The organism is Nonomuraea sp. NPDC049309, assembly GCF_043196965.1.
Lineage (GTDB): Bacteria > Actinomycetota > Actinomycetes > Streptosporangiales > Streptosporangiaceae > Nonomuraea > Nonomuraea fastidiosa.
In genome coordinates, this window is sequence record NZ_JBICSH010000001.1 from 2,924,762 (window position 1) to 2,950,828 (window position 26,067).

Consider the following 26,067-nt stretch of genomic DNA (forward strand, 5'->3'; position numbering starts at 1 on the left):
ATGGCCGACACGACGACGGTCGCCCGGGGCACGGAGTCCTCCCCCGCCCCGGGCCGCCGGAAGAAGAGCGATCGGGCTCCGCGCGCCGCAGGGCTGCCGGTCTGGAGCATCCCGTACCTCCTGCTCGTCCCCGGCCTGCTGGTCATCGCGGGGCTGCTGCTCTACCCGATGGTCCAGCTCGGCGTCATGGCCTTCCAGAAGGTCGGCCTGGCGCAGATCAGGGGCAGCAGGCCCGCCGAGTGGGTAGGGCTGGAGAACTTCGAGAAGATCCTGAGCAACGACATCTTCTGGTCGGCCCTGCGCAACACCGTCGTCTTCGCGGCCGTCGCGGTCAGCATGACGCTCATCGTCGGCACGGCGGTCGGCGTGCTGCTGAACCGGCTCGGCAAGAAGATGTCGCTGTTCGTGGTCATCGGCTGCATGTTCGCCTGGGCGGTGCCGCCCGTCGCGCAGGGCGTCGTGTGGCGCTCGCTGTTCGACGCCGAGTCCGGCATCGTCAACTGGGCGCTGGACCTGCTGCCCGACTGGCTCGCCGCGCCGCCGGACGGCCAGTCGAGCTGGACCGGCACCCCCTGGCTCAACGACACCGTCCCCCTCTACATCGCGCTGGTGGTCTGCGTGGTGTGGGCCGGCTTCCCGTTCATCGCCGTCTCGGTGCTGGCCGGTCTCAAGGGCATCCCTCATGAGCTGTACGAGGCCGCCAGGGTGGACGGCTCGGGCGCGTGGCACACGTTCAGGAAGATCACGCTGCCGATGCTGAAGCCGGTCTTCGCGGTCCTGACGGTCCTGTCGATCATCTGGGACTTCAAGGTCTTCAGCCAGCTCTACGTGCTGATGAACGGGCCGACCAACCGTGATGGCTTCAACCTGTCCATGTACGCGGTCGCCGAGGCGTTCCGTCCCCCGCAGAAGCTGGGCACCGGCGCGGCCATCTCGGTGGTGCTGACGATCATCCTGCTCATCGTCACCGTCGTGTACGTCAGGCAGATCGTGAAGCAGGAGGAGATGTGACCCCCCTCGCCCGCAAGAGGCTCGGCAAGGTCCTGCTGAACGCGGCAGGCATCCTCGTCTTCCTGTACGCGGTCTTCCCCGTCTACTGGATGGTCTCCACCGGCTTCAAGGAGGACGACCAGATCTTCACGACGGAGTTCATCCCGTTCCCGACGCACTTCACCTTCGAGCACTTCGAGCGGGTGCTGACCGAGGGCGTCGCGAACAACTCCATCTGGCTCTACATGCGCAACAGCGCGATCGTGGCGCTCGGCACCGTGCTCATCGGCTCGGCCTTCGCGCTGCTGTCGGCCACCGCGATCGCCCGCTTCCGCTTCAAGGGCCGCAGCCTGTTCCTCGTGACGCTGCTTGTCGTGCAGATGCTGCCCGCCGAGGGCCTGCTCATCCCGCTCTACATGATGGTCAAGCGGGTCGGGCTCGGCGACCAGCTGCTCGGCCTCATCGTCACCCAGGTCGCGCTGACGCTGCCGTTCGGCGTGTGGATGCTGCGCACGTTCGTCGCCGCCGTGCCCACGTCGCTGGAGGAGGCGGCCTGGATCGACGGCGCGGGACGCATGACGGCGTTCTGGCGGGTGGTCTTCCCCCTGGTCGCGCCCGGCCTGGTGGCCACCAGCATCTTCTCGTTCATCACCGCATGGAACGACCTGGTCTTCGCCCTCTACCTGATGTCGGGGTCCGAGGGATACACGATGCCGGTCGCCCTGCAGTACTACTTCGGTCAGAAGGGCGTCGACTGGGGCGCCATCATGGCCGGCTCGACCCTCATGACGCTGCCGGTCGTCATCTTCTTCCTGCTCGTGCAGCGCCGCATGGTCTCCGGGCTGGTCGCCGGGGCCGTCAAGGGCTGACACGACACCGTACGGGGTCCGGCGCGGCGCTTCGCCGTGCCTTCCTTCCCAAAGCCAACAGATGAGGAGCCATGAGTCAGAGTGATCGGGGGCTGCGCCGCCTCGCGGCCGGCACGCTGCTCGTCGCCTTCCAGGGCACCACGGCGCCCCCGTGGGTGCTGCGCGAGCTCGAGCAGGGCCTGGGCGGCGTGACGCTCTTCGGGTTCAACGTGGCCGATCCCGGCCAGGTGCGCGGCCTCACCACCGCCCTGCGCTCCGCCGGCGAGCCGGTCATCTCGCTGGACGAGGAGGGCGGCGACGTGACGCGCCTTGCGTACCACGTCGGCAGCCCCTACCCCGGCAACGCCGCCCTGGGAGCCGTGGACGACGTGGAGCTGACCCGGAGCGTCTACCACGCCATCGGCTCCGAGCTGGCCGCCTGCGGCGTCAACCTCGACATGGCGCCGAGCGCCGACGTCAACAGCGAGGCCGACAACCCGGTCATCGGCACCCGCTCGTTCGGCCCCGAGCCCGGGCTCGTCGCCCGGCACACCGTCGCCGCCATCGAGGGCCTGCAGTCCGTACGCGTGGCCGCCTGCGTCAAGCACTTCCCCGGCCACGGCGCGACCCGGGTGGACTCGCACCTGGCCGTGCCCGTCGTGGACGTCGGCATGGACGTGCTGCGCGAGCGCGAGCTGGCGCCGTTCCGCGCGGCCATCGAGGCGGGGGCCAAGTCGGTCATGACCGCGCACGTCGCGGTGCCGGCGCTGACCGGCGAGACGCCGGCCACGCTGTCCCCGGCGGCCCTGACCGAGCTCCTGCGGGGCGAGCTCGGCTACGACGGCGTGGTCGTCACCGACGCACTCGACATGCAGGCCATCACCCGCAGCGTGGGCCTGGCCGGGGGCGCGGTGCTCAGCATCGCGGCCGGGTCCGACCTGCTGTGCCTGGGGCCGCTGCCCACGTACGACGACGTGCAGGCCATCATCGCCGAGATCGTCGCCGCCGTGGACGACGGGCGGCTGCCGGCGGAGCGGCTGGAGCAGGCCGCCGATCGGGTCGCCGCCCTGCGCTCCTGGTTCACCTCGGGAGAGCGCCCCGACCAGAACCGGGCCGACCGGCATGGCGTCGGCCTGCACGCCGCCCGCCGCGCCGTGCGGCTGACCGGCCGGGCCGGGCCGCTGGTCGAGCCCCTGGTGGTCGAGGTGGACACGCCGCCCACGATCGCCGTCGGCGACGTGCCGTGGGGCGTGGGTCCGTATCTGCCGCAGGCGGAGGTCATCCGCGTCAAGCCCGCCGCCGCCGACGCGCCCGCCCTGCTCGCCAAGGCCGCAGGCCGGTCGCTCATCGTCGTGGTCAAGGATGCGCACCGCCACGAGGAGAGCCGCGCGCTGGTCTCGGCGCTGGTGGCCGGACGGCCCGACGCGATCGTCATCGAGATGGGGCTGCCGGTGTGGCGGCCGGACAGCGCCGCCTACATCGCCACGTACGGGGCCGCCCGCGCCAACGCCCAGGCCGCCGTGGAGCTGCTCACCGCCTGACCGTGCGGTGGCCCGTGGCTCAGCCGGCCAGCAGCTCTTCCCTGGCCTCTTCGAGCGCGGCCAGGACCGCGCCGCGCCGCACCGGGTTGCCGTCCTTCACCGCGGTCGTCACCACCTGAGGGCGCACCGGGCAGATGCGGGCCACCGCCTCCTCCACGCGGGACGTCAGCGCCTCGCCGCCGGCGTGCCCCACCTCGCCGGCCAGCACCACGAGCCCCGGGTCGAGGATCACGCACACCGCGGCGACGCCCAGGGCCAGCCGGTGTGCGATCTCGTCGAGCAGCGGCTCGCCCTCGGCGCCCGCCGCCACCGCGACCTTCACGCACTCGGTGGCGCTGCCCGCCGCGAACCCGTAGCCGCGCGCCAGCTCGGTCACCGCCTCCGCGCTGACCAGCGACTGCAGGCCGCCGGCCAGCGAGGGCAGCCGCCCCGGCGCGGTGCGGATGTCCTCGGGCAGCGGCACGCCGGGCACCGGCAGATAGCCGATCTCGCCCGCGCTGCCGGAGCGCCCGCGGTGCAGCCGCCCGCCGAGCATGACGGCGAGGCCGAGCCCCCGGCTCGCCCACAGCAGCACGAAGTCGTCGAGCCCCTTGGCCGCGCCGTCGTGGCGCTCGGCGATGGCGGCGAGGTTGACGTCGTTCTCGATCGTCACCTTGCGCCGCAGGTCGCCGGCCAGCGCCTCGTGGATGCCCTCGTGCCAGCCCGGCAGATCGAACGAGAAGCGCACGTCGCCGCTGCGCGGATCGACCACGCCGGGCGTGCCGATCACGATGCCGCGCAGCTTCGACAGGCTGAGCTTGGCCCCCCGGCAGGCCTTGACGATGGCGTCGTGCACCACGGGGACCGGGTCGTCGTCGGCGCCCGGCTCGACGGTGACCTCGGAGACGGTGCGGCCGTGGATGTCGGCGACGGCCGCGGAGATCAGCTCGGGGCCCACCTCGAGGCCGGCGACGTACGCGCTGGAGGGGATCACGGAGTAGAGCGCCGCGTTGGGCCCCCTGCCGCCCGCCTGCGTGCCGACCACCTCGACCAGCCCGCGCTCCTCCAAGCGCGCCAGCGTCTGCGATGCCGTCACCTTCGACAGCCCGGTGAGATCGCCGATCTGGCCGCGTGTCATGGGCCCGGTCTCCAGCAGCAGCTCCAGAGCGGCCCGGTCGTTGATCTCCCTGAGCAGTCTGGGCACTCCTGGGCGTCGCTCCACGCTGAATCCCGCCGTCGCAACTCGAAGGGCTGTTATCGAAAACGTTGTTGGAAGTTTAGCGCTCCACATCCCGCCCGCCGCCGCAGGTGACGCCTGGCCTGGTATGGCCGCGGATCACGGATTCCCGCCCGATCTGACGTCGTTGCGCCTAACCAGTGTTGACCAGGAGGGATAATCGTGAACATGCGCCTATCCGCTCGTGTCGACTACGCCCTCCGTGCCGCCGCCGAACTGGCCGCCGCCGGTGCAGGCCCGACCACTGTGGGCGAGCTCGCCAAGGAGCAGGACATGCCGCCCAAATACCTTGAGAACATCCTGCTGCAGATGCGCCGCGCCGGGCTCGTCCGCGGCCAGCGCGGCCCCGAGGGCGGCTACGTGCTGGCGCGTCCGGCGGGCGAGATCTCGCTGGCCGACGTCATCCGCGCCGTCGACGGCCCGCTGGCCAACGTGCGCGGTGAGCGTCCCGAGCACGTCGGCTACCGCGGGCCCGCCGAGTCCCTGCAGCAGGTGTGGATCGCGCTGCGGGCGACCGAGCGTTCCATTCTCGAGGAGGTCACGCTCGAACACGTGGCCACGGGTGCCCTGCCCGAGCGCGTCCGCCAGCTCGCCGCCGACCCCGCCGCGTGGGACTGAGAGCCGCTCTCCGGCGTTCCGCGTCACTTCCTGGAGACCAACCCGTCCGCTCCTCCTGGAGGCGCTCACAAGCGTTCTGAGGGGCTTTCCCGTGGCGTCCGCCGGTGCCTGATCCCCCGCGTGAGTCCGCGATCTCCGGCATGCCCCGCTCAGGCCCTTCGCCGAGGCGAAGTCCGGAGCGTCATCACGACGAGCGCGACCACGGGAATGCGATGATCCGCCGGAGTGGTCACGGAGAGTACCCGGCGGCGCACGCAGGCGCGGGCGATTCCTAGACTGGGGGCGTGCCCGAAGGAGACGCCGTCTACCGCACGGCCGCGCGCCTGAGGGGCGCGCTCGACGGCCGCGTGCTGGTGCGTTCGGACTTCCGCGTCCCCCGCCACGCCACCGCCGACCTGTCGGGACGCACGGTCATCACCACGCTGTCGCGCGGCAAGCACCTGCTCACCCGGATCGAGGGCGATCTGACGGTGCACACGCATCTGCGCATGGACGGCAGCTGGCGGGTCATGCCGGCCGGCCGCCCCACCAGGCCCGGCGACCAGGTGCGGCTGATCCTGGCCAACGAGCAGTGGCAGGCGGTCGGCCTGAAGCTGGGGATGGTCGATCTCGTCAGGACGGCCGACGAGGGGCGGCTCGTGGGCCATCTCGGGCCGGACCTGCTCGGCCCTGACTGGGACGTGGACGAGGCCGTGCGGAGACTGCGAGCGGAGCCCGGCAGGACCATCGGGGAGGCGCTGCTCGATCAGCGCAACCTGGCCGGGATCGGCACGATCTATCGCGCCGAGACCCTTTTCCTGCGCGGGATCTGGCCGTGGCGGAAGGTCGGGGAGATCGAAGATCTCGAAGGGGTCGTGTCACTCGCCCAGCGGCTGCTGGAAGCGAACAAGGGGCATGCGGGCACGGTGACCACAGGGGATCGCCGCCCAGCGAACGCGACCTGGGTCTACGGCAGAGCCGGCAGGCCTTGCCGCCGATGCGGCACCCGCATCAGCCGTGGGGAGATGGGGGCGCAGCCACAGGAACGGCTGATCCTGTGGTGTGCGGGCTGCCAGCCTCGCTAGGCAGCCACCATGTCCTTGACCTCGGGGAACACGGAGTCGGAAATCGACCCCGGAACCGACTCGGAAAGGGCCAGGCGCTCGTGCTCGGGCACGTCGGCCAGCACAGGGGCGGCCTGCAGCTCCGCCAGCGCGAACTGGTCGGAGACCTCACGCAGCACCTGCGAAAGGGGCACGCCGAGCGCGCCGCAGATGGACGCGAGCAGCTCGGACGAGGCTTCCTTCTGGCCGCGCTCCACCTCGGAGAGGTAGCCGAGCGAAACCCGGGCCAGCGTGGACACCTCGCGTAGCGTGCGTCCCTGCCGGACCCGCAACCGCCTCAGCACGTCGCCGAGCAGCTGACGCAGCAGAATCATCTGTCGCTCCCTCCCCGGCGCGGATGACTTCACCACGCCCCGCGCGATCGGATCGTGCCGCACATCGGTCTTCTTAGCTTCGTACATACTCCTCGCCGTCATCATGGGGCGTCGCCGGCCCTGAACCGCCGCTCGTGGCTCGTTGCGCGACTCATCAGGCCCGCCTGCCGGGCGCTCGGTGCTTGCAGTTGGCTCACGGACCTCACTCACAGCTCCACCGTACCCGTATCCACCGACACCGCGTCAGACCGCACTTCGCATGTTCGCTCGGGACGTAACACGGTAATCACCCGGAATGTTCCCCTATGTTCGCCTTCAGCACACCTGACAGGAGATCGACTGCCTCGTCCACCGTCTCTACCCTGATACGTTCGCGCGACCCCTCCAGTCTCAATTCCCGCGTCCATTTCCGGCCGTCCGGCCCCGCGACCGCGACGTAGACGGTGCCCACCGGCTTGCCGTCCTGCGGCTCCGGCCCGGCCACGCCGGTCACGGCCAGCCCGTACGTCGCCCCGCACAGCTTCGCCACCCCGGCCGCCATCGCGTCCGCGACCTCGGGGTGCACCGCGCCCTCGCGCCGCAGCAGCTCCGCAGGCACGCCCAGCAGCTGGTGCTTGAGGTCGGTGGCGTAGGAGAGCACCCCGCCGCGGAACGCCTTCGACGCCCCCGGCACCGAGGTGATCGTCGCCCCGATGAGCCCACCGGTCAGTGACTCGGCGACCGCCACCGTCGCGCCGGCACCGACCAGCAGGTCGAGCATCTCGGCCGCATCCGCCATCGTCTCACTGCCCCTCACGCGCCCGCTTGGCCACTTTACGCAGCCGGACGGCCCGGACGACATAGTCGATGCCCGTGCCCACCGTGACCACCACGGCCGCGCCCATGACCGCCCACCGTACGGGACCGGGCACGAACGGCAGCAGATACAGCACGATCGCCGCGATCTGCAGCACGGTCTTGACCTTGCCGCCGTAGCTGGCCGGGATGACCGCATGCCGCAGCAGCACGAACCTGAGCGCGGTGATGCCCAGCTCCCTGCCGAGGATGACGACCGTGATCCACCAGGGCAGCTCCTGCAGGATCGACAGGCAGATCAGCGCCGCCCCGGTGAGCGCCTTGTCGGCGATCGGGTCGGCGATCTTGCCGAAGTCGGTGATGAGGCCGTAGCGCCTGGCCAGCTCCCCGTCGAGGTGGTCGGTGATCGAGGCCACCGCGAAGACGGCGAGCGCGGCCACCCGCCAGCCCGCGCCGGGCATGAAGAGACAGACGACAAAGAAGGGGACGAGCGCCAACCGGAGGACCGTGAGGACGTTGGCGATGTTCCACGGGCTGACGACCCGGCGCTCGTCCCTTTTCATGGACCGGCCTTGATGCGCGCGATCAGGTCGACGCCCTCGGCATCGACCGCGACCGCGCGGACGATCTGCCCTCTGACCAGGCCGATGCCCTGAACGGTGACCGAGCCGTCGACCTCGGGCCCCTGGTGCGCGGCCCTGCCCTCGTAGCCGCCGTCGCCCAGGTCTTCCTCGATCAGCACGTCGAGCTCGGTGCCGATGCGCTCCTCCGCGCGCTGGGCGGTCAGCTCCTCGGCCAGCTCGGTGAGCACGCGCACGCGCTCGTCGATGACCTCCTGGTCGAGCTTGCCCGGCAGGTTCGCCGCCTCGGTGCCGTCTTCGTCGGAATAGCCGAACACGCCGATCACGTCGAGCCTGGCCTGTTCGAGGAAGCGCACCAGGTCGGCGAACTCCTCCTCCGTCTCGCCGGGGAAGCCCACGATGAAGTTGGAGCGCACGCCCGCCTCGGGAGCGCGCTCACGGATGGTCTCCAGCAGGCCGAGGAAGCGCTCGGGGTCGCCGAAGCGGCGCATCCTGCGCAGGACGGTGCCGCTGGCGTGCTGGAAGGACAGGTCGAAGTAGGGGGCCACGCCGTCGGTGCCGGTGATCACGTCGATCAGGCCGGGACGCAGCTCGGCCGGCTGGAGGTAGCTGACCCGCACCCGCTCGATGCCCTCGACGGCGGCGAGCTTCGGCAGCAGCTTCTCCAGCGATCTGAGGTCGCCCAGGTCCTTGCCGTAGGACGTGGAGTTCTCGCTGACCAGGACGAGCTCGCGCACGCCCCTGTGGGCCAGCCAGTCGGCCTCGGCCAGCAGCTCCTCCGGCCGGCGCGAGACGTAGGAGCCGCGGAAGGCCGGGATGGCGCAGAACGTGCAGCGCCGGTCGCAGCCGGAGGCCAGCTTGAGCGAGGCCACCGGGCTCTCGTCGAGCCGCTTGCGCAGCACGCGCGGCCCGCTGGCGGGCGCCAGGCCCTCGGGCAGCTCCCCGTGGCCGGGGATGGCGGTCTTGGGCGCCGCGGCCCGCTCGACCGGCGTGATGGGCAGCAGCGTGCGGCGATCACGCGGCGTGTGCGGCTTGAGCGGCCGGCCCGCGACCACGTCGTCGAGCCGATCGCCGATCTCGGCGTAGTCGTCGAACGAGATGACCGCGCTCGCCTCGGGCAGCGCCTCGGCCAGCTCGTTGCCGTAACGCTCGGCCATGCAGCCCGCGGCGACCACCTTGGCGCCGGAGTCGGCGGCGGCGAGGAGCGTGTCGATCGAGTCCTTCTTGGCCGACTCGATGAAGCCACACGTGTTGACGACGACGACCTCGGGGTCGTCGTCGTCGAGCTGCCAGCCGGCAGCCTCCAGTCGCGCGGCCAGCTCCTCGGAGTCGACCTCGTTGCGTGCGCAGCCCAGAGTGATCAGCGATGCGGTTCGGCGGGATGACATGGTGAACACTACGGTATCGGGAGTTGGCCACCACCCGATGCACTGGCTCCCCACCGGCCGCTCATAAGGCCCGCGGAAGGCCCGCGGAAGGCCCGCGGAAGGGCCCTCAGAAAGCGCTGTGACGCTTATCTCGACTGCGGCTTCTGCGGCCCGAACGAGCGCCGCACGACCTCTCCCCGGCCTCCGAGGCTCTTCACCCTCTTGCCGTTGACGTGCAGCGTCACCGCTCCGGCGTCGGCCAGCAGCACGTTGACCTTGTTCGGCGCCCGCCAGGTCGAGGTCTTGCCCGCCTTGAGCGTGCCGGCGAAGAGCTTGCGCCCGTCGGCGTCGTGCACGTTGACGTACGACGACCGCTTGGCCTTGATACGCACCGTGACCATGTTCTTGGCGTTCTTGGCCGCCGCGTTCGACGGCGACGGCCGCGGCGTCTCGGTGAGCGGGGTGTTGGGCGGGACGCTCGGCCGGGCCGACGCGGCGCGCATGTCGCCCGTACGGACCTGGTCGCCCCCGCCGCCCAGCACCCGCATCATGCCGAAGACCACGACGATCGCCAGCGCGACCCCGAGTGCCATCGTCCAGTTGGGCCCCCGCCGCTCCGGCAGGTTGATCTTGCGGTCGGCCTGGAAGACCGACGACGCCGGCATGGGCTGCGGAGCCCCGCCGTGCTGCTGGTCATAGAGGTGGACGACGGCCTCGGGGTCGAGCCCCACGGCCTTGGCGTACGCCCTGACGTGCCCTCTGGCGTAGAAGGCACCTCCGCAGTCGCCGTACTCGTCCCGCTCTATGCAATGGATGATCGCCTCGCGAATCCTGGTCACGGCACTGACCTGCGCGACCGTCAGCCCTGCCGACTGCCTGGCTGCCGCCAGCATGGCCCCGATGCTCTGCTCCTGCACAGCGAACGCCCCCCACCACACCGACTACTCTTCGTGGTAGGAGATATTCAATCAGTTATCGCCGTGCAAGCACGCATTGGGGTCATTCGCCACGCAGGCTTGCCAGCAAACCGGGGAGGTCGTCGGGCTTCACGAGCACCTCGCGGGCCTTGGAACCCTCGCTCGGGCCGACCACGCCGCGGCTCTCCAGCAGGTCCATCAGGCGCCCCGCCTTCGCGAAGCCGACCCGCAGCTTGCGCTGGAGCATCGAGGTCGAGCCGAACTGCGTGGTCACGATCAGCTCGGCGGCCTGGATGAGCAGGTCGAGGTCGTCGCCGATGTCCTCGTCGATCTCCTTCTTGACCGGCGCGGCCGTGACGTCCTCGCGGTATTCGACCTGCATCTGCTCCTTGCAGTGCTTGACGACCTCGGCGATCTCCTTCTCGGAGACGAACGCGTTCTGGATGCGGATCGGCTTGCTCGCGCCCATCGGCAGGAAGAGCGCGTCGCCCTGGCCGACCAGCTTGTCGGCGCCCGGCTGGTCGAGGATGACCCGGGAGTCGGTCAGCGAGGAGACCGCGAACGCCAGCCGCGACGGCACGTTGGCCTTGATCAGGCCGGTGACCACGTCGACCGACGGCCGCTGGGTGGCGATCACGAGGTGGATGCCGGCCGCGCGGGCGAGCTGCGTGATGCGCACGATCGAGTCCTCGACGTCGCGCGGCGCGACCATCATGAGGTCGGCCAGCTCGTCCACGATGACCAGCAGGTACGGGTACGGCTGGTAGACGCGCTCGCTGCCGGGCGGCGGCTGCAGCTTGCCCGCCCGCACGGCCTTGTTGAACTCGTCCACGTGCCGGAAGCCCGAGGCCGCCAGGTCGTCGTAGCGCCGGTCCATCTCCCCCACCACCCATTCGAGGGCCTCGGCGGCCTTCTTCGGGTTGGTGATGATGGGGGTGATGAGGTGGGGGATGCCCTCGTACACGCTGAGCTCGACCCGCTTGGGGTCGACCAGCACCATGCGCACCTCGTCGGGGGTGGCGCGCATGAGGATGCTGGTGATGAGGCCGTTGACGCAGACGGACTTACCGGCGCCGGTGGCGCCGGCGATGAGCAGGTGGGGCATCTTGGCGAGGTTGGCCACGATGGTGCGGCCCTCGACGTCCTTGCCCAGGCCGACGATCATCGGGTGGTGGTCGGCCTGCGCCACCTGGGAGCGCAGCACGTCGCCGAGCGCCACGAGGTCCTTGTCGGTGTTCGGGATCTCGACCCCGATGGCCGACTTGCCGGGGATCGGCGACAAAATCCGGACATCGGCGGACTTGACGGCGTACGCGATGTTCTTCGTGAGCGCCGTGACCTTCTCCACCTTGACCGCGGGCCCCAGCTCGATCTCGTAGCGCGTCACCGTCGGGCCGCGGGTGAAGCCGATGACCTGCGCGTCGATGCCGAACTGCTCAAGGACGCTGGTCAGCGCGTTGACCACCTGCGTGTTGGCCTTGGTCTGCGGCTTCGGCGGGGTGCCCGGCTTGAGGTAGGACAGGTCGGGAAGGACGTAGGGGCCCGCCTGAGGCGACAGCACGAGCTGCTCCACCTTGCGGGGCGCGGGCGTCGGCAGCGGCGGCTCAGGACGTCTCTCAGGCTCGGCGGCGGGCTTGTCCTCCTCGTCGGTCAGACCCGGCACGATCTCCGGCGAGTGGTCGGTGCGCTTGTCCTTCTCGGCCAGCACCGGCGTGTCGTACGGCTTGATGCCGTCGCCGCTCTCGCCGCCGTCGGCCGCGTCCGGCTTCTTCGTCCTGACCCGCTTCTTGGCCTGCGGCTTCGGCGTCGCGGGCTCGGCCTGCCGCTCGAACAGCAGATGCTTGAGCTCGGCCAGCCGCTCGGGGATGCGGTGGACGGGCGTCGCGGTGATCACCAGCACCCCGAACCCGGACAACAGCAGCAGCAGCGGGATCGTCACCCACGCGGGGAGGATGCTCATCGGCGGCGCGGAGACCAGGAACCCGATCATGCCGCCGGCCGCCGACACCTTGTCCATGCCCTGGCCCTCGCCGGCCGGGTAGGGGGTGCCGTTGGAGACGTGGATGACGCCGAGCACGCCGATCAGCAGCGCGGCCCAGCCGATCACCATGCGGCCGGTGTCGGCGTTCTGGTCGGGATGGCGCAGGTAGCGCCAGGCCAGCAGGCCGAGCAGCAGCGGCAGCACCCAGGCCAGCGAGCCGAAGATGCCGCGCACGGCGGCGTTGACCGCCCCGGACACCGCGCCGTCGGAGGTGCGCCAGGTCATGCCCGCGAGCACGATCGCGCCCGCGAGCACCGTCAGCCCCACGCCGTCACGCCGATGCGCCGGGTCGAGCTCGCGGGCGTTCTTGCCGATCGCCCGCGCCGCGCTGCCGATGCCGTTGGCGAACAACATCCACACGCCCACGACCAGCTTGCCGAGCATGGTGAACACCCACGTGATCGGATCGGAGTGGGTCACCGGGGATTTACGGCCGGACGCGGATCCCTTCGCCCTGGGCCGTCCCGCCGGCGTCGCCCCGCGCTTGGCGGGGGTCGAGCGAGACGAGGTCGACCGCTTCGCCGGACCCTTCGATGCGCTTTTCGGCGTACGGGTGGCCATGATGCCAAAGGTACGACGGAGACACCCCGGAACGCGCGTAGGCTCGCCGGTGTCCTGACACGCGGACGCCCGAAAGGTGACCGCCCGCCCGCGTGAAGGCGATCATGGCGGCCTTTTCCCAACCGGAGGTATCGACGGCATCAGTCTGCCACTCTGAGAGTGACCGAACTGACACATCGAGTGATGTTCTAGGACGGCAGAGTGGACACGACCAGAGTGTCGAGCACGGCCTTCGACGGCACTCCGCAGGCACCGGCGCACGCGCGCACGTTCGTCCGCCAGGTGCTCGGCGAGTGGCGCCTGAGCCATCTGACCGAGGACGCCATCCTGCTGACCAGCGAGCTCGTCACCAACGCCGTGGTGCACGCCGGCACCGGTGTCGAGCTGACCTGCAGGCTCGACGTCGGGGCGTCGCCGGCCAGGCTCGAGATCGCGGTCGACGACCACCATCCCGCCCGCGCCATCCCGCCCGCCGCGGGCCTGCCGTCCGGCGACGCGGCGTCCGGGCGCGGCCTGGCGCTGGCCGGCATGCTCGCCGACGCGTGGGGCGTCACCTACACCCCGCGCGCCAAGCGGGTCTGGGTGCGCATGGAGGTCGGCGACGGCTACGAGCCGCAGGAGCCGCCCGCCCAGACGCCGGGCGCGCCGCCCGCCGTGCCGCTGGAGACGCTGCGCGTGGGCGTGCTGGCAGCCGATCTCGACGGCGTGGTGGAGTCCTGGAACACCGATGCCGAGCGGCTGCTCGGCTGGGAGGCCGGCGAGGTCGTAGGCCGGTCGCTGAAGGATGTGGTGGCCTGGCAGGGTCACGGGCCGTACGCGCTGTCGCTGATCGACACGCTGGCGCTGTGCCGGTGGCGCGGCGAGGCGCGCATGCGCCACCGCGACGGCCGGCTCGTCCCCGTCTACGTCTCCCAGCTGCGCGCCCTCGGCCGCACCGGTGAGCGCAGGTCGGTCTGGATGGTGGTGCCCGCCGAGCACCGGACGGTGCTGATGCCGCCCGCGGCGCCGGCGCGTGGCGAGGCGGGCCGGCGGATCACGGAACTCCTCGACCGGGACATGCCGTTCGCCGAGCTGCTGGAGACGGTCGCGCGGATCGCCCACGTGTCGAGCGGCGGCGACGCGGCGTACGTGCTGCTGCCCGCCGAGGGCGGCGAGGGGTTCGGGGTGGCGGCGGGCGCGGGCATGACGGCGGGCCTGGTCGGGGTGCTGGCCCCGGGGACGTTCGGTCCCGAGCGCAGGACGCCGGTGCTGTCGGACGACCTGCTGGCCGGCGACGTCGAGCTGGCCGACAGACTCAAGGCCAGGTCGATGGCGAGCGCGCCGCTGCTCGCCGGCAACGAGGTGATCGGCCACCTGGTGGTGACCGCGGGCGAGCCAGGCCGGTTCGGCCGGGATCTGCTGCCGAGCCTGGAGCACATCGCGGCCCAGGTGGCCGCCCCGGTGCAGCGGGCCAGGCCGGCCGAGCAGGACAGGGCGCACCGCGGGCGGCTGTCGTTCCTGGCCGAGGCGGGCGAGCTGCTGGCGGGCGTGCACGACGAGGAGCTGATCGCGGCGCTCACCGCACAGCTGGTCGTGCCCAAGATCGCCACCTGGGCGGCCGTCTATCTCACCGACCTGACCGGCATGACCAGGCTGGCGCACGTCTGGCACAGCGACGAGCGCAACAACGCCCGGCTGCGCGCGTCGCTGCCCGCCATCCCCCGCACGGCACTGGACGGGGACTCCTGGCCGATCGGCGAGGAGAACGTGCTGGCCTTCCCGCTGCTCACGCAGGGCAGGTCGTACGGCACGCTGGTGATCGGCCGCAGCGAGCCGACGCTGCCGCTGGAGCTCGCCGACCTGCTGTCGGACCTGTGCCGGCTGGTCGCGCTCAACCTGCACACCGCGATGCTCTACACCCGCCAGGCCACCACCTCGCGCGTGCTGCAGCGCAGCCTGCTGCCGATGCGGGTGGCGCCCGTGCCCGGCCTGGAGTCGGCGGTGGTCTACGAGCCCGCCGAGGAGGGCGCCGACGTCGGCGGCGACTTCTACGACCTGTTCACGGTCGGCGACCACTGGTGCTTCGCGCTGGGCGACGTGTGCGGCAGCGGCCCCGAGGCGGCCGCGGTGACCGGGCTGGCCAGGCACGCCGTACGCCTGCTCGCCAAGGAGCACTACACGGTTGCCGACATCCTCGACCGGCTCAACAACGCGCTCCTCGAAGAGGGCGACGAGAGCAGGTTCCTCAGCCTGCTGTACGGCGAGCTGACGCCGCTGCCGCAGGGCGGCGCGCTGTGCACGATCGCCTCGGCCGGTCACCCGCCGCCGCTGCGGCTGCGGCCGGACGGCGAGGTCAGCGCGATGGCGACACCGCAGCTTCTCCTGGGCATCGAGGCGGGCGCCCGCTTCCATGTGGAGACGTTCGAGCTGGCGCCCGAGGAGGTGCTGCTGTGCGTCACCGACGGGGTGACCGAGCGGCGCAACGGCGACCGGCTGCTCGACGATGACGACGGGCTGGCCGCGCTGCTGTCGGGCTGCACGGGACTGAGCGCGCGCGGCGTGGCCGAGCGGGTGCGGCACGCCGTCGAGACGTTCGCGCCCGAGCCGTCGCAGGACGACGTGGCCCTGCTGGTGATCAAGGCCGCCGCCGCCCTGCCCCGCGAACCGGCTGGATGACCTAGATGAAGCGGTAGGTGGTGGTGGAGGTGCGGCGCTCGCCCGGCCGCAGCACCGTGGAGGGGAACTGCGGCTGGTTCGGCGAGTCGGGGAAGTGCTGGGTCTCCAGGCACAGCCCGGCGAACGGCCCGTACGGCGTCTCCTCCCCGTCGAGCATGCTTCCCGAGTAGAACTGCACGCCCGGCTCGGTGGTGGTGACCTCCATGGTCAGGCCGCCGGCGGTGACCGTGATGCCGCCGTTGAGCACGAAGCAGTGGTCGTAGGCGCCGTCGTAGCGCTCGCCCACGGCGTGCGGCTCGGTGAAGTCGAACGGCGTGCCCTTGACCGACGCGAGCTCGCCCGTGGGGATCTTGTCGGCGTCCACCGGCAGGTAGTGGTCGGCCTCCATGCGGATGACGTGGTCGCGGATGTCGCCCACGCCCACGCCCTTGAGGTTGAAGTAGGAGTGGTTGGTCAGGTTGACCACGGTCGGCGCGTCGGTCTCCGCGACGTAGTCGATGCGCAGCGCGTCGTCCTCCAGCGTGTACGTCACCGACGCGGTCAGCGTGCCCGGGTAGCCCTGGTCGCCGTCGGGGCTGACGAGGGTCAGCGTCACCGACGAGTCGCCGCGGTCGGCGATCGTCCACACCTTGCTGTCGAAGCCCTCGGTGCCGCCGTGCAGGCTGTTGGGGCCGTTGTTGACGGGCAGCCGGTATTCGGTGCCGTCGAGGGTGAAGCGGCCGCCGGCGATGCGGTTGCCGTAGCGGCCGACGATGGCGCCGAAGTAGCGGCTGCGGGTGCGGTAGTCGTCGAGCGTGTCGAGCCCGAGCACGACGTTGCGGCCCGAGACCTCCAGCGTGCGCACGATCGCGCCGTACGTGAGCACCTCGACGCGCAGCCGCCCCGACGACAGCTCCACCTGCTCGACCTGCCGGCCAGACGGCAGCGTCCCGAAGATCATTTCTGTGCCCTTCCCGTGGACTCGCGGACAATGAGGGCGGTGTCGAGGGTCACCGTCGCGCCCTCGCCCCCCGACTGCAGGAGCAGATCGACGGCCATTCTGCCCGCCTGCGCGGCCGGCATCGCGACCGTGGTCAGCTTGGGGCGGTTGAGCCGCCCCGGCAGGATGTCGTCGAATCCGATCACGCTTATCTGATCAGGCACGCCGATCTCCATCGCGGCCAGGCCCTCGATGAGGCCGAGCGCCATGAGGTCGTTGTAGGCCAGCACGGCGGTGGCGCCGCAGGCGGCCACCTCGGGCGCCACGGACAGCCCGCCCGCCTCGGTCGGCTGGTTGGGGCCGAAGAAGATCAGGTCGAGCCCGGGTGTCTCGGCGGCCACGCCCTGCATCTCGTTGCTGGTCCAGGAGCCGATCGGGCCGGAGACGAGCGCGATCCTGCGGTGGCCGAGCCCGGCCAGGTGTTCGAGCGCGAGCTTGGCGCCCTGGGCGACGTTCATGAGCACGGCGGGCATGCCCTTGATGCGCCGGTTGATCACCACGAACGGCACGTCCTCGGCCAGGCGCTCGATCATCTTGTTGGACAGGCGGGGGCTGCACAGCAGGACGCCGTCCACCTGCTTGGTGAACGTCCTGATCAGCTCCTCCTCCACGCGCGGGTCCTCGTCGGTGTCGGCCACGAACACGTGGTAGTCGCGCCCTCTGGCCTGCGCCTGCGCGGCCTTGATGAGCGGCGGGAAGAACGGGTTGGCGATGTCGGCCACGATGAGGCCCATGTTGAACGTGCGGCCGGTGGTGAGCGCTCTGGCCGCCCGGTTGGGCCGGTAGCCGAGGTCGTCGGCCGCTTCCAGCACGCGGCTCCTGGTGGCGGGGTTGACCAGGTGCGGCGCGGAGAAGGTGCGCGACACGGTGGACACGTGTACGCCGCAGGCACGGGCCACGTCCTTGATCGTCGCCGCCATCGCCGTCCTCCCTTGCAAACGGTTGCCTCAGTAAACCCTGGCCTTGCCGGGTAACGGCGTCAAGGTTTCTGCAACCGTTTGCTGCCACGGGCGACACCCTATGCCCGATTTCACCACTTCCCGCCGAGCTCGTTAAGGGTGAAGACACCGCCGGCGCGGTCGTGCACCGGGTCGCCGAGGTCGGGCTCGCCCTGCTCGGCGATGAGAGCGGGGGCGAACCGCTCGGAGGAGTCCTGCGAGACGTACCCGATGGCCTTGGCCTCCTCCAGCGACCACCAGCGGCGGGGGCTGTCGGAGACGCCCCAGACGACGTGGTAGCCCTCGGCGGTCAGGCCGGCCTCGACGAGCCGGGCCAGGTCGTCGGGAGAGATCCAGGTCGCCAGGCCGCGGGTGTCGACGGGGGCCTCGTTGCAGGTGCCGAGGCGGACGACGGTGATGTGCATGCCGAAGCGGTCGTGGTAGAGGCTGCCGAGCGCCTCCATGACGACCTTGCTCACGCCGTAGAAGGTGTCGGGGCGCGGGAAGGCGTAGTCGGGCAGGTCCGCGCCGTCCTTCGGGCGGGTGTGGAAGCCGGCGGCGTGGTGGCTGCCCATGAGGACGAGGTGCTCGACGCCCTCCGCGCGTGCGGCTTCCAGCAGCACCTGCGTACCCTCGATGTTGGCGCGCACGATGTCGGCCCAGGGATGCTCTCTGCTCTGGCCGCCGAGGTGCAGCACCGCGTCCACGCCCTTCATGGCCTCGGCCACGGCGTCGGGGTCGGCGAGATCGGCCGTCACCCATTCTTCGCCGGGTCCCGGCTCCACCGGATGAATATCGGAAAGCCGCAGCGTTCGACCTTCGCGGGCGAGCCGGGGCCGGAGCAGCTTCCCGACCTTTCCCGCGGCTCCCGTCATGAGAATGCGCATGACTCCATGGTGTACACGATTCTGACGCAAATTCACATCCTTGAATGTTGACCGTGAGCCATGCCACGGTTACGTTCACAGGCACACATTCAAGTGCACGACTCGCGTCCACGTATGTGAACAGGAGGCGGTCTGATGTCACGTCGTTTGCTGGGGGTCGCGCTGGCCGCGACCCTCGCCGTAGGACTGACAGGCTGCGGTTCCGGGAATTCGACGAGCTCTGACGGCACTTTGGAGATCTGGATCAGGCAGCCGCCCGATTCCGAATCAGCCGAGACCGCCAAGAAGCTGGCCGACGCATTCACCAAGGCCAGCGGGGTGCCGACGAAAGTCGTCGCGCTTTTCGACGACTTCGAGACCAAACTGAATCAGCAGGCCGCGCAGCGCCACCTCCCCGACATCGTGATCAACGACACCGCGCAGCTCGGAAACATGGTGTCGCAAGGCTGGATCCAGCCCGTCGACAAAGCCGGCCTGGCGGGCGGCGACCAGCTTTCGGAAACCGCGTGGAAGGCGGCCATGGGCGCCGACGGCAAGTATTACGCCGCGCCGTTCTCCGCCCAGTCGTTCGCCTTGATCGTACGGAAGGACTGGCGCGAGAAGGTCGGCCTGAAGCCGCCCGAAACCTGGGACGACCTGACGAAACTCGCCGTCGCCTTCACCGAGCAGGACCCCGACGGCAACGGCAAGAAGGACACCTCCGGCTTCGTCGCCCCCGCGGGCACCAAACGCGGATACGCCTCCTGGTACGCCTCCTCCCTCATCTACGCCAACGGCGGGGACTTCGTCACCGCCACCGGCAACGGCAAGTACGCCGCCACCGTCAACGACCCCAAGACCGTCGAGGCCGTGCAGTACCTGCAGGACCAGTTCTGCAAGACCAAGACCGTCAACCCCGGCGCGGTCAACAACGACAGCACCGTCACCCACGAGGTCTTCGAAAAGGGCCAGGGCGGCATCTACCTGGTCGGCCCGTACGTGCTCGCGAGGTTCGTGAACAGCATCGGCAGCGACAAGATCGAGGTGCTGCCCGTGCCCAAGGGCCCCTCCGGCGGCCCCGGCACGCTCGGCGAGGGCGAGAACGTCTACATGATGGCCGGCTCCGAGAACCCGGACGGCCAGAAGAAGTTCGCCGAGTTCGCCATCTCCGCCGAAGGCCAGCGCATCGGCATGAACAAGGACGCCAACGGCGCCATCGTCCGCCTGCCGGTCAACACCACCGTGGACATGTCCGCCGAGCGCCAGGACCCGCGCTGGAAGGTCTTCCAGGAGTCGTACGAGCACGCGGTCTACGCCCCGCCGGTGCCCAACTGGGCGCCGATCCGGCAGACCTCGGCGGACGCCATGAACGCCGTGTGGGCCGACTGCTCGGCCGACGTCAAGACGGCCATGGATGAGCTCAACACCAAGCTCACCCAGGAACTGCAGAGCCAGAACGCCTCATGACCTCCACGCTCACCCCGGCGCGCGGCCGGACGGCGTCCCCCGCAGGATCCACCCGGGCGGTGCGCCGGCGGGGCCCGCTGATCGCCTGGCTGTTCCTGGCGCCCGCGCTGCTGCTCTTCCTGTACTTCAAGTTCATCCCCATGTTCGTGGGGCTGTGGAAGAGCCTGTTCAAGGTGCAGACCTTCCTCGGCGACGAGTGGGTCGGCCTGAAGAACTACGAGACCATCGTCACCGACGACGAGTTCGCCTCGGCCATCTGGCACAGCGTGGTGCTCGCGCTCGGCACCACGATCGGCTCCATCGTGCTCGGCCTGTGCCTGGCGCTGCTCATCGAAGGGCCCGCCCGCTACCTGTGGTTCGTCAGGACGGCGGCCTTCCTGCCGGTCGTCACCACGATGGCGGCCGTGGCCGAGGTGTGGCGCATCATGTTCCACCCCGCCGACAGCGGCATGCTCAACACCATCATCGGCTGGGCCGGCATCGACCCCCAGCCCTGGCTGGCCAGCGAGCACTCCTCGCTGTGGTCGATCACGCTGATGAGCATCTGGCGCGGGACCCCGTACGACATGATGATCTTCCTGGCCGGGCTGGTCGGCGTGGACCGCGCCCTGTACGAGGCGGCCGCCGTGGACGGCGCCTCCACCTGGCGGCGGCTGCGCCATATCACGCTGCCCGCGCTGCGGCCGGTGTTCTGGATCCTGTTCACCCTCGCCGCCATCCGCGGGCTGCGGGTCTTCGTCGAGGTGTACGTGCTCACCAACGGCGGCCCGAACGGCTCGTCCGAAGTGCTGATGACGCTGATCTACAAGCTCGGCTTCCAGAAGAACGAGCTGGGCGTCGCCTCGGCGGGCGGCATCGTGCTCTTCGCCGCCACGCTGGTGCTCACCCTGATCGTGCAGATGCTGCGCAGGAGGCAGGCCGCGTCATGAAGTTCGACAGCGCGCTGGGGCTGGAGGCCCGGCGGGGGCCCGCGGCCCGCCTGGCCAAGGTCGTCATCTACTCCGCCATGGTGATCGTCTTCACCGGGCCGCTGGTCGGGCTGCTGATGAGCGCGTTCAGCAAGACCCTCGACCCCACCTCGTTCTCCCTGTGGCCCGATGAGTTCACGCTGGAGAACTTCATCCAGGCCAAGGACAAGAACGTCTACCTGTACCTGCTGAACTCCTTCATCGTCGTCGGCTTCGGGCTGCTGCTGCAGATGCTGGTGAGCGTCTTCGCGGCGTACTCGCTGGCGCGCAAGAAGTTCCGCGGCATGACGTTCGTGATGCTGCTCATGCTGACCACGATGATGCTCCCCGAAGAGATCATCGCGATCCCGCTCTCGCTCGTCCTGGCCGACATGCCGCTGCTGAACGTCAACCTCATCGGCACCTACGCCGGGATGATCCTGCCCGTCGGCGCCTGGGGCTTCTCCATCCTCGTCATGACCGAGTTCATGAAAGAAGTGCCGGTGGAGCTGGAGGAGGCCGCGCGCATCGACGGGGCGGGCGAGCTGCGCATCTTCGCGACGATCATCGTGCCGCTGTGCCGCCCGGCGCTCGGCGTGATCGGCGTCTTCGGGTTCACCATGATCTGGGACCAGTACCTGCTCCCGCTCATCGTGGCGCCGGAGTCCGACATGTGGACCCTGCCCATCGCGCTACGCTCGCTCCGCTCGGACGAGGAGGTCGGCATCGGCGTGCTGCTCGCGGCGTCGCTGCTCGCGCTGCTGCCGTCGATCATCGCGTTCCTCGCCTTCCAGCGGCAGTTCATGCGCGGTCTCACCAGCGGCGCGGTCAAGGGCTAGGCATCCATGTATCTGGACGTCATCCAATATCCTGGATGTCCGAAGCCGCCGAAGGATACGAGATGGGATGAGCATGGAGCAGCCCCCGCTGGTCAAGTCCGCGGAGCGGACCGTACGCATCCTGGAGACACTCGCCGAGTCGCACGACCACCTGACGCTCTCGGAGCTGCAACAGCGCACCGGGTTCCCGCGCAGCAGCCTGCACGCCCTCATGCGCACGCTCGTCGAGCTCAACTGGGTGGAGACCGACTCCGCCAGATCCGCCTTCGGGATCGGGCCCCACGCCCTGCTGACCGGCACCGCCTACCTCGACAAGGATCCCGCGCTGCCGTACGCCCAGGACTGCCTGGAAGACCTGCGTGACGAGATCGGGCAGACCGTGCACTTCGCGCGGCGCGACGGCGCCCACGTCCTCTACCTCGCCACCCGCGAGTCCCGCGAGGCCGACCACGTCATCCCCCGCGTCGGACGCCGGCTGCCCGCCCACGTCACCGCCCTCGGCCAGGTGCTGCTCGCCCAGCTCACCGACGACGAGGTCGTCGCCCTGCTCCCCTCGCCGCTCGAAGCGCTCACCGAGCACACCATCACCGACCTGGCCAAACTCACCGACGAGCTCGACCAGGTCCGCACCCGCGGCTGGGCGTACGAGCGCGAGCAGGGCACCCCCGGCGTCGCCTGCGTGGCCGTCGCGGTCGACTACCGCATCCCGGCCACCGACGCCATCAGCTGCTCCATGCCCGCCGGGCTGCCCCACTCCGAGGTCGAGCGGATCACCGAAGCGATCATCAAACACACCCGCAAGCTGGCCGCCACCCTGCGCAGGGAGGGCATCCGCTAGGCCCCCTGGCCGGCGGGCCCTCCTCCCGCGCTCCCCGCCCGGCCCCACCGGCTCCCGCGCTCCCCGCCCGGGCCCGCCGTAGCGCACGAGCTCCACCCGCCATGGGCACGAGCCCCCTCGCCGCCACCCACCGCCCAACGCGCCAGCGCCACCCCGCCATGGGCACGAGCCCCCTCGCCCGCCACTCGCCACGCAATGCGCGAGCGCCACTCGGCGCCCAGCCCCCAACCGGCCGCCTCCCACACACCGCGCCTGCTGCCCCGTCCGCCGCCCAGGAGCGGCAGCAGCCGCGGCGGTCTGCGGGCGGAACCGCAGAAGCCCGGCACCCCCATCGCTCACTCGCCCGTAGGAGCCCCCTCGCCGGCTCCTGGCCCGGCACCCACGGGCGCCGAGAAACGGCGAAGGCCCGCCGAGCCCGAGGGGTGCCCCGGGCCGGCGAGCCCTCCAGCCTGGGTCAGCTCATGAGCTCACCTGGAGCCGGCCGTCCACCCGGCGCGGGATGGACAGCGGGTTGGCGTCCTTGAGCTCGTCGGGCAGCAGCTCCTCCGGCCAGTCCTGGTACGCGATCGGCGCGACCCACCGCTCGATCGCGGTCGCACCGACGGACGTGGTGGTCGTGGTGGCGGCCGGCCAGGGCCCGCCGTGGTTCATGGCCCAGCAGACGGCGACGCCGGTCGGCCAGCCGTTCCAGATGAGCCGCCCGGCCTTCCTGCCCAGGACCTCGACGACCTCGGCGGCCTCCCGCGGCTCGGTGCTGTGCACGCTCGCCGTCAGCGACCCGTCGAGCCGCTCCAGCACCGGACGCAGGTCGGCGACGTCGCGGTAGGTGACCACGATGGACGCCGGCCCGAAGCACTCCTCACCGATGGCGGGCAGCTTGGCCGCGAACGTGTCGAGGTCGGTGGTGAACACCTTCGGCGTGACCGCCCAGCTGCCCTCGCCGGGCTTGCCCTCGGCCAGCAGCTCCAGCTGGCCCAGCCGCTCGACGCCGCCCAGGTAGTTGTCGCGGATGCGCTCGGCCAGCATGGGCCCGCCGGTCGTACCCTCGACGGCCTCGGCGATCGCCTTGCGCAGCTCGTCACCCTCGGGCACGAACAGCAGGCCGGGGTTGGTGCAGAACTGTCCGACTCCGAGCGTCAGGGACGCGGCGAACCCGGTCGCCACTTCCTTGGCCGGCGCCGACGGCAGCACGACCACGGGGTTGACGCTGCCCAGCTCGCCGTAGAACGGGATGGGCGTCTCCCGCTCGTCGATCAGCTTCTGAATGGCCTTGCCACCGGCCACCGACCCGGTGAACCCGGCCGCGACCACGCTGGGGTGCTTGACCAGGTCGATGCCCGCCTGCATGCCCTGCACCAGGCCGAGCAGGTCGGGGTTGGGCAGCGCCTCGCGCACGATCTTCGCGACCCGCTCGGACGTGTTGGGGTGCCCGGGGTGCGCCTTCACGACCACGGGGCAACCGGCCGCGAGCGCCGATGCGGTGTCGCCACCGGCCACCGAGAACGCGAACGGGAAGTTGCTCGCCGCGAACACCGCGACCACACCCGGCAGCGCCTGCTTCACCCGGCGCACGTCGGGCCGGGGCGGCGTCAGCGAGGGGTCGGCGTGGTCGATGATCGCCTCAAGGTAGCCGCCGTCCCTGATGACCTCCGCGAAGAGCCTGAACTGGCCTGCCGCACGCGCGACCTCGCCGCGCAGGCGTCCCTCGCCGAGCGCGGTCTCCTGGTCGGCGAGCTGCCACAGCTCGTCAACGTGGGCGGAGAGCGCGTCGGCGACGGCTTCCAGCGCGACGGCACGCTCGGCGGCCGGAGTCGCCCGCCACGCCGCTCCGGCAGCGGCCGCAGCGGAAACGATCCTGTCGACACCGGCGCTGTCGGTCTCGGGCAGGGCGGTACCCACGGTTTCGCCGGTCCTGGGGTCGTGTCCGTAGATCATCGAAAGGCCCTTCGGAGTCTTGACACTTCTTCAGCCTGATTCTTACAGTTGCGGCAACTTGTCCACAAATCTGGCCATTGTTCACATATATGGACGGCGAGCGGATGATCATTCGGCAGATCCAGGTAACTCCCGTCGCCTTCAGAGATCCGCCCCTCCTCAACGCCGCCGGAGTCCACGAGCCGTGGGCTCTCCGTACCATTGTCGAGGTCGTCACCGACGAAGGTCTGAGCGGGTTGGGCGAGACGTACGGTGACGTGCGGCATCTCGCCAAGGTACGCGAGTGCGCGGACGCTCTGATCGGGCTCGACGTCCACGCGCTCCACGAGATGTACGCCAGAGTCGCCGCCACCGTCGGCGCGCCCGTGACCGCCCCGCACGGTTCGACCGGCGTCTTCGAGGAAGAGCCGTCCGGAGAGACGGCGGAGGGAAAGCCCGCCGAGGCCGCCGCGAACGAGGGGCCGAACGCCGCGACCAAGACCGCAAAGCCGACCGGCACGACCACGAAGGAGACGACGGTCGATCGCGTCTTCTCCCCCTTCGAGGTGGCCTGCCTCGACATCCGCGGCAAGGCGGCCGGCGTCCCGGTGAGCGACCTGCTGGGCGGCCGGGTCAGGGACGCCGTCCCGTACAGCGCGTACCTGTTCTGCAAATGGGCCGGCCACCCGGGCGAGGAGCCGGACCGCTTCGGCGCCGCCCTGGACGAAGCGGGCATCGTACGGCAGGCGAAGCTGCTCATCGACGAGTACGGCTTCCAGTCCATCAAGCTCAAGGGCGGCGTCCACCCGCCCGACCAGGAGATCTCCGCGATCAGGGCGCTGCACGAGGCGTTCCCCGGCGTGCCGCTCCGCCTCGACCTGAACGCCGCCTGGACCGTGGAGACCTCGATCCGCGTGGGCCGCGAACTCGAGGGCACGCTCCAGTACCTCGAGGACCCGACGCCGGGCATCGAAGGCATGGGCGAGGTCGCCGCCGCCGTCCCCATGCCGCTCGCCACCAACATGTGCGTCGTCGCCCCCGAACACTTCCCGCCCGCCATGGCCGCCCGCTCCATCGGCGTCCTCCTCCTGGACCACCACTACTGGGGCGGTCTCGTACGCTCCTCGCACGTGGCCGCCATGTGCGACGCCTTCGGCCTGTCCATGTCGATGCACTCCAACTCCCACCTCGGCATCAGCCTGGCCGCCATGACGCACCTGGCCGCCGCCACGCCGAACCTCACGTTCGCCTGCGACACCCACACCCCCTGGCAGGACGGCCAGGACGTGGTCGCGCCCGGCGCCCTGCGCTTCGAGAACGGCGCCGTCCCCGTCCCCACCGCCCCGGGCCTCGGCGTCGAGCTCGACAGGGACGCGCTGGCGGTGATGAACGAGCAGTACGACAAGTGCGGGATCAGGAAGCGGGATGACACGTCGTACATGCGGCGCTTCGACCCGTCTTTCACCGCCAAGCGCCCCCGCTGGTAGCCCTCGTCAGTCGCCCCCGCTGGTAGCTGCAAGTAGGGACACCCGCGCATCGCCCCGCAGCGCACGACCACCTACGCCGCTCAGCGACAAGTTCACCCACCGGCGCACCGGGCAGAAACGCCACCAGCTCACCACCGGACCAACCGAAGCACCCCAGACGAGCCAAGACACCGAACCGAACACATCACCGACCGCCGAGACGAACACACTTGCCACCCGGGACCGCCGCAAACACCCCCGACACC

General features: G+C 70.5%; 22 protein-coding genes. 11 read left to right on the forward strand and 11 right to left on the reverse strand.

Features of this window, described 5'->3' with window-relative positions:
- From ACGFIM_RS12925 to ACGFIM_RS12935, 3 genes are all read left to right on the forward strand, one after another.
- Nucleotides 1–1,011, forward strand: a complete 1,011-nt coding sequence (locus ACGFIM_RS12925) for a carbohydrate ABC transporter permease (RefSeq protein WP_393199152.1) — start codon at nucleotides 1–3, stop codon at nucleotides 1,009–1,011.
- On the forward strand, nucleotides 1,008–1,859 hold the full coding sequence (locus ACGFIM_RS12930; protein WP_393199155.1) for a carbohydrate ABC transporter permease: 852 nt from the start codon (nucleotides 1,008–1,010) through the stop codon (nucleotides 1,857–1,859). Before ACGFIM_RS12925 ends, ACGFIM_RS12930 begins: the two co-directional genes overlap by 4 nt.
- A 71-nt stretch (nucleotides 1,860–1,930) precedes the next feature.
- Nucleotides 1,931–3,379, forward strand: coding sequence for a glycoside hydrolase family 3 protein (locus ACGFIM_RS12935; protein WP_393199158.1), 1,449 nt, complete (start codon nucleotides 1,931–1,933; stop codon nucleotides 3,377–3,379).
- A gap of 19 nt (nucleotides 3,380–3,398) precedes the next feature.
- Here the strand turns inward: ACGFIM_RS12935 and ACGFIM_RS12940 are convergent, their stop codons facing one another.
- On the reverse strand, nucleotides 3,399–4,580 hold the full coding sequence (locus ACGFIM_RS12940) for an ROK family protein (RefSeq protein ID WP_393199161.1): 1,182 nt from the start codon (nucleotides 4,578–4,580) through the stop codon (nucleotides 3,399–3,401).
- 183 nt (nucleotides 4,581–4,763) lie between these two features.
- On the opposite strand from ACGFIM_RS12940, the gene ACGFIM_RS12945 reads away from it, so the two are divergent.
- Together ACGFIM_RS12945 and ACGFIM_RS12950 are read left to right on the forward strand one after the other, a co-directional pair.
- On the forward strand, nucleotides 4,764–5,213 hold the full coding sequence (locus ACGFIM_RS12945) for an RrF2 family transcriptional regulator (RefSeq protein ID WP_393199164.1): 450 nt from the start codon (nucleotides 4,764–4,766) through the stop codon (nucleotides 5,211–5,213).
- A gap of 284 nt (nucleotides 5,214–5,497) precedes the next feature.
- Nucleotides 5,498–6,277: a DNA-formamidopyrimidine glycosylase family protein gene (locus ACGFIM_RS12950; RefSeq protein WP_393199167.1), complete on the forward strand. Its 780-nt coding sequence runs from the start codon at nucleotides 5,498–5,500 to the stop codon at nucleotides 6,275–6,277.
- Here ACGFIM_RS12950 and ACGFIM_RS12955 read toward each other — a convergent pair.
- From ACGFIM_RS12955 to ACGFIM_RS12980, 6 genes are all read right to left on the reverse strand, one after another.
- Complete coding sequence (locus tag ACGFIM_RS12955; RefSeq protein WP_364057295.1) at nucleotides 6,274–6,630, reverse strand: helix-turn-helix transcriptional regulator; 357 nt, start codon at nucleotides 6,628–6,630, stop codon at nucleotides 6,274–6,276. The genes ACGFIM_RS12950 and ACGFIM_RS12955 overlap by 4 nt on opposite strands.
- A gap of 286 nt (nucleotides 6,631–6,916) precedes the next feature.
- Entirely contained in the window at nucleotides 6,917–7,408 is a 492-nt protein-coding gene (locus ACGFIM_RS12960; RefSeq protein WP_393199170.1) for a CinA family protein, read from the reverse strand.
- Nucleotides 7,409–7,412: 4 nt separating this feature from the next.
- Nucleotides 7,413–7,988: a CDP-diacylglycerol--glycerol-3-phosphate 3-phosphatidyltransferase gene (pgsA, locus tag ACGFIM_RS12965; RefSeq protein ID WP_393199173.1), complete on the reverse strand. Its 576-nt coding sequence runs from the start codon at nucleotides 7,986–7,988 to the stop codon at nucleotides 7,413–7,415.
- Entirely contained in the window at nucleotides 7,985–9,394 is a 1,410-nt protein-coding gene (gene rimO, locus ACGFIM_RS12970) for a 30S ribosomal protein S12 methylthiotransferase RimO (protein WP_393199176.1), read from the reverse strand. The genes pgsA and rimO overlap by 4 nt, the downstream gene beginning before the upstream one ends.
- A gap of 125 nt (nucleotides 9,395–9,519) precedes the next feature.
- Nucleotides 9,520–10,266, reverse strand: coding sequence for a helix-turn-helix domain-containing protein (locus tag ACGFIM_RS12975; RefSeq protein WP_393199179.1), 747 nt, complete (start codon nucleotides 10,264–10,266; stop codon nucleotides 9,520–9,522).
- 106 nt (nucleotides 10,267–10,372) lie between these two features.
- Complete coding sequence (locus tag ACGFIM_RS12980; RefSeq protein WP_393199182.1) at nucleotides 10,373–12,892, reverse strand: DNA translocase FtsK 4TM domain-containing protein; 2,520 nt, start codon at nucleotides 12,890–12,892, stop codon at nucleotides 10,373–10,375.
- A gap of 201 nt (nucleotides 12,893–13,093) precedes the next feature.
- Here ACGFIM_RS12980 and ACGFIM_RS12985 point away from each other — a divergent pair, with 201 nt between their 5' ends.
- The gene (locus ACGFIM_RS12985) at nucleotides 13,094–15,547 is read left to right on the forward strand and encodes a SpoIIE family protein phosphatase (protein WP_393199185.1); all 2,454 of its coding nucleotides are present in this window, start codon (nucleotides 13,094–13,096) and stop codon (nucleotides 15,545–15,547) included.
- A 1-nt stretch (nucleotide 15,548) separates the two neighbouring features.
- Here ACGFIM_RS12985 and ACGFIM_RS12990 read toward each other — a convergent pair whose 3' ends face one another.
- From ACGFIM_RS12990 to ACGFIM_RS13000, 3 genes are all read right to left on the reverse strand, one after another.
- Nucleotides 15,549–16,487 (reverse strand): aldose epimerase family protein, encoded by a 939-nt coding sequence (locus tag ACGFIM_RS12990; protein ID WP_393199188.1) that lies wholly within the window; start codon nucleotides 16,485–16,487, stop codon nucleotides 15,549–15,551.
- On the reverse strand, nucleotides 16,484–17,446 hold the full coding sequence (locus tag ACGFIM_RS12995) for a LacI family DNA-binding transcriptional regulator (protein WP_393199191.1): 963 nt from the start codon (nucleotides 17,444–17,446) through the stop codon (nucleotides 16,484–16,486). The genes ACGFIM_RS12990 and ACGFIM_RS12995 overlap by 4 nt, the downstream gene beginning before the upstream one ends.
- A gap of 110 nt (nucleotides 17,447–17,556) precedes the next feature.
- Nucleotides 17,557–18,351, reverse strand: coding sequence for an NAD-dependent epimerase/dehydratase family protein (locus ACGFIM_RS13000; RefSeq protein ID WP_393199194.1), 795 nt, complete (start codon nucleotides 18,349–18,351; stop codon nucleotides 17,557–17,559).
- A 135-nt stretch (nucleotides 18,352–18,486) separates the two neighbouring features.
- On the opposite strand from ACGFIM_RS13000, the gene ACGFIM_RS13005 reads away from it, so the two are divergent.
- The 4 genes from ACGFIM_RS13005 (at nucleotide 18,487) to ACGFIM_RS13020 (ending at nucleotide 22,421) form a co-directional block, all read left to right on the forward strand.
- Nucleotides 18,487–19,797 (forward strand): extracellular solute-binding protein, encoded by a 1,311-nt coding sequence (locus tag ACGFIM_RS13005; RefSeq protein WP_393199197.1) that lies wholly within the window; start codon nucleotides 18,487–18,489, stop codon nucleotides 19,795–19,797.
- Complete coding sequence (locus tag ACGFIM_RS13010) at nucleotides 19,794–20,726, forward strand: carbohydrate ABC transporter permease (protein WP_393199200.1); 933 nt, start codon at nucleotides 19,794–19,796, stop codon at nucleotides 20,724–20,726. The genes ACGFIM_RS13005 and ACGFIM_RS13010 overlap by 4 nt, the downstream gene beginning before the upstream one ends.
- Nucleotides 20,723–21,583, forward strand: coding sequence for a carbohydrate ABC transporter permease (locus ACGFIM_RS13015; protein ID WP_393199203.1), 861 nt, complete (start codon nucleotides 20,723–20,725; stop codon nucleotides 21,581–21,583). Before ACGFIM_RS13010 ends, ACGFIM_RS13015 begins: the two co-directional genes overlap by 4 nt.
- Nucleotides 21,584–21,650: 67 nt before the next feature.
- Complete coding sequence (locus ACGFIM_RS13020; RefSeq protein WP_393199206.1) at nucleotides 21,651–22,421, forward strand: IclR family transcriptional regulator; 771 nt, start codon at nucleotides 21,651–21,653, stop codon at nucleotides 22,419–22,421.
- Between the two features lie 459 nt (nucleotides 22,422–22,880).
- On the opposite strand, the gene ACGFIM_RS13025 is transcribed toward ACGFIM_RS13020, so the two are convergent.
- Nucleotides 22,881–24,356, reverse strand: a complete 1,476-nt coding sequence (locus ACGFIM_RS13025) for an aldehyde dehydrogenase (NADP(+)) (protein ID WP_393199209.1) — start codon at nucleotides 24,354–24,356, stop codon at nucleotides 22,881–22,883.
- A 104-nt stretch (nucleotides 24,357–24,460) separates the two neighbouring features.
- Between ACGFIM_RS13025 and ACGFIM_RS13030 the strand changes: the two genes are divergently transcribed.
- On the forward strand, nucleotides 24,461–25,822 hold the full coding sequence (locus tag ACGFIM_RS13030; RefSeq protein ID WP_393199212.1) for a glucarate dehydratase family protein: 1,362 nt from the start codon (nucleotides 24,461–24,463) through the stop codon (nucleotides 25,820–25,822).
- Nucleotides 25,823–26,067: the final 245 nt, after the last annotated feature.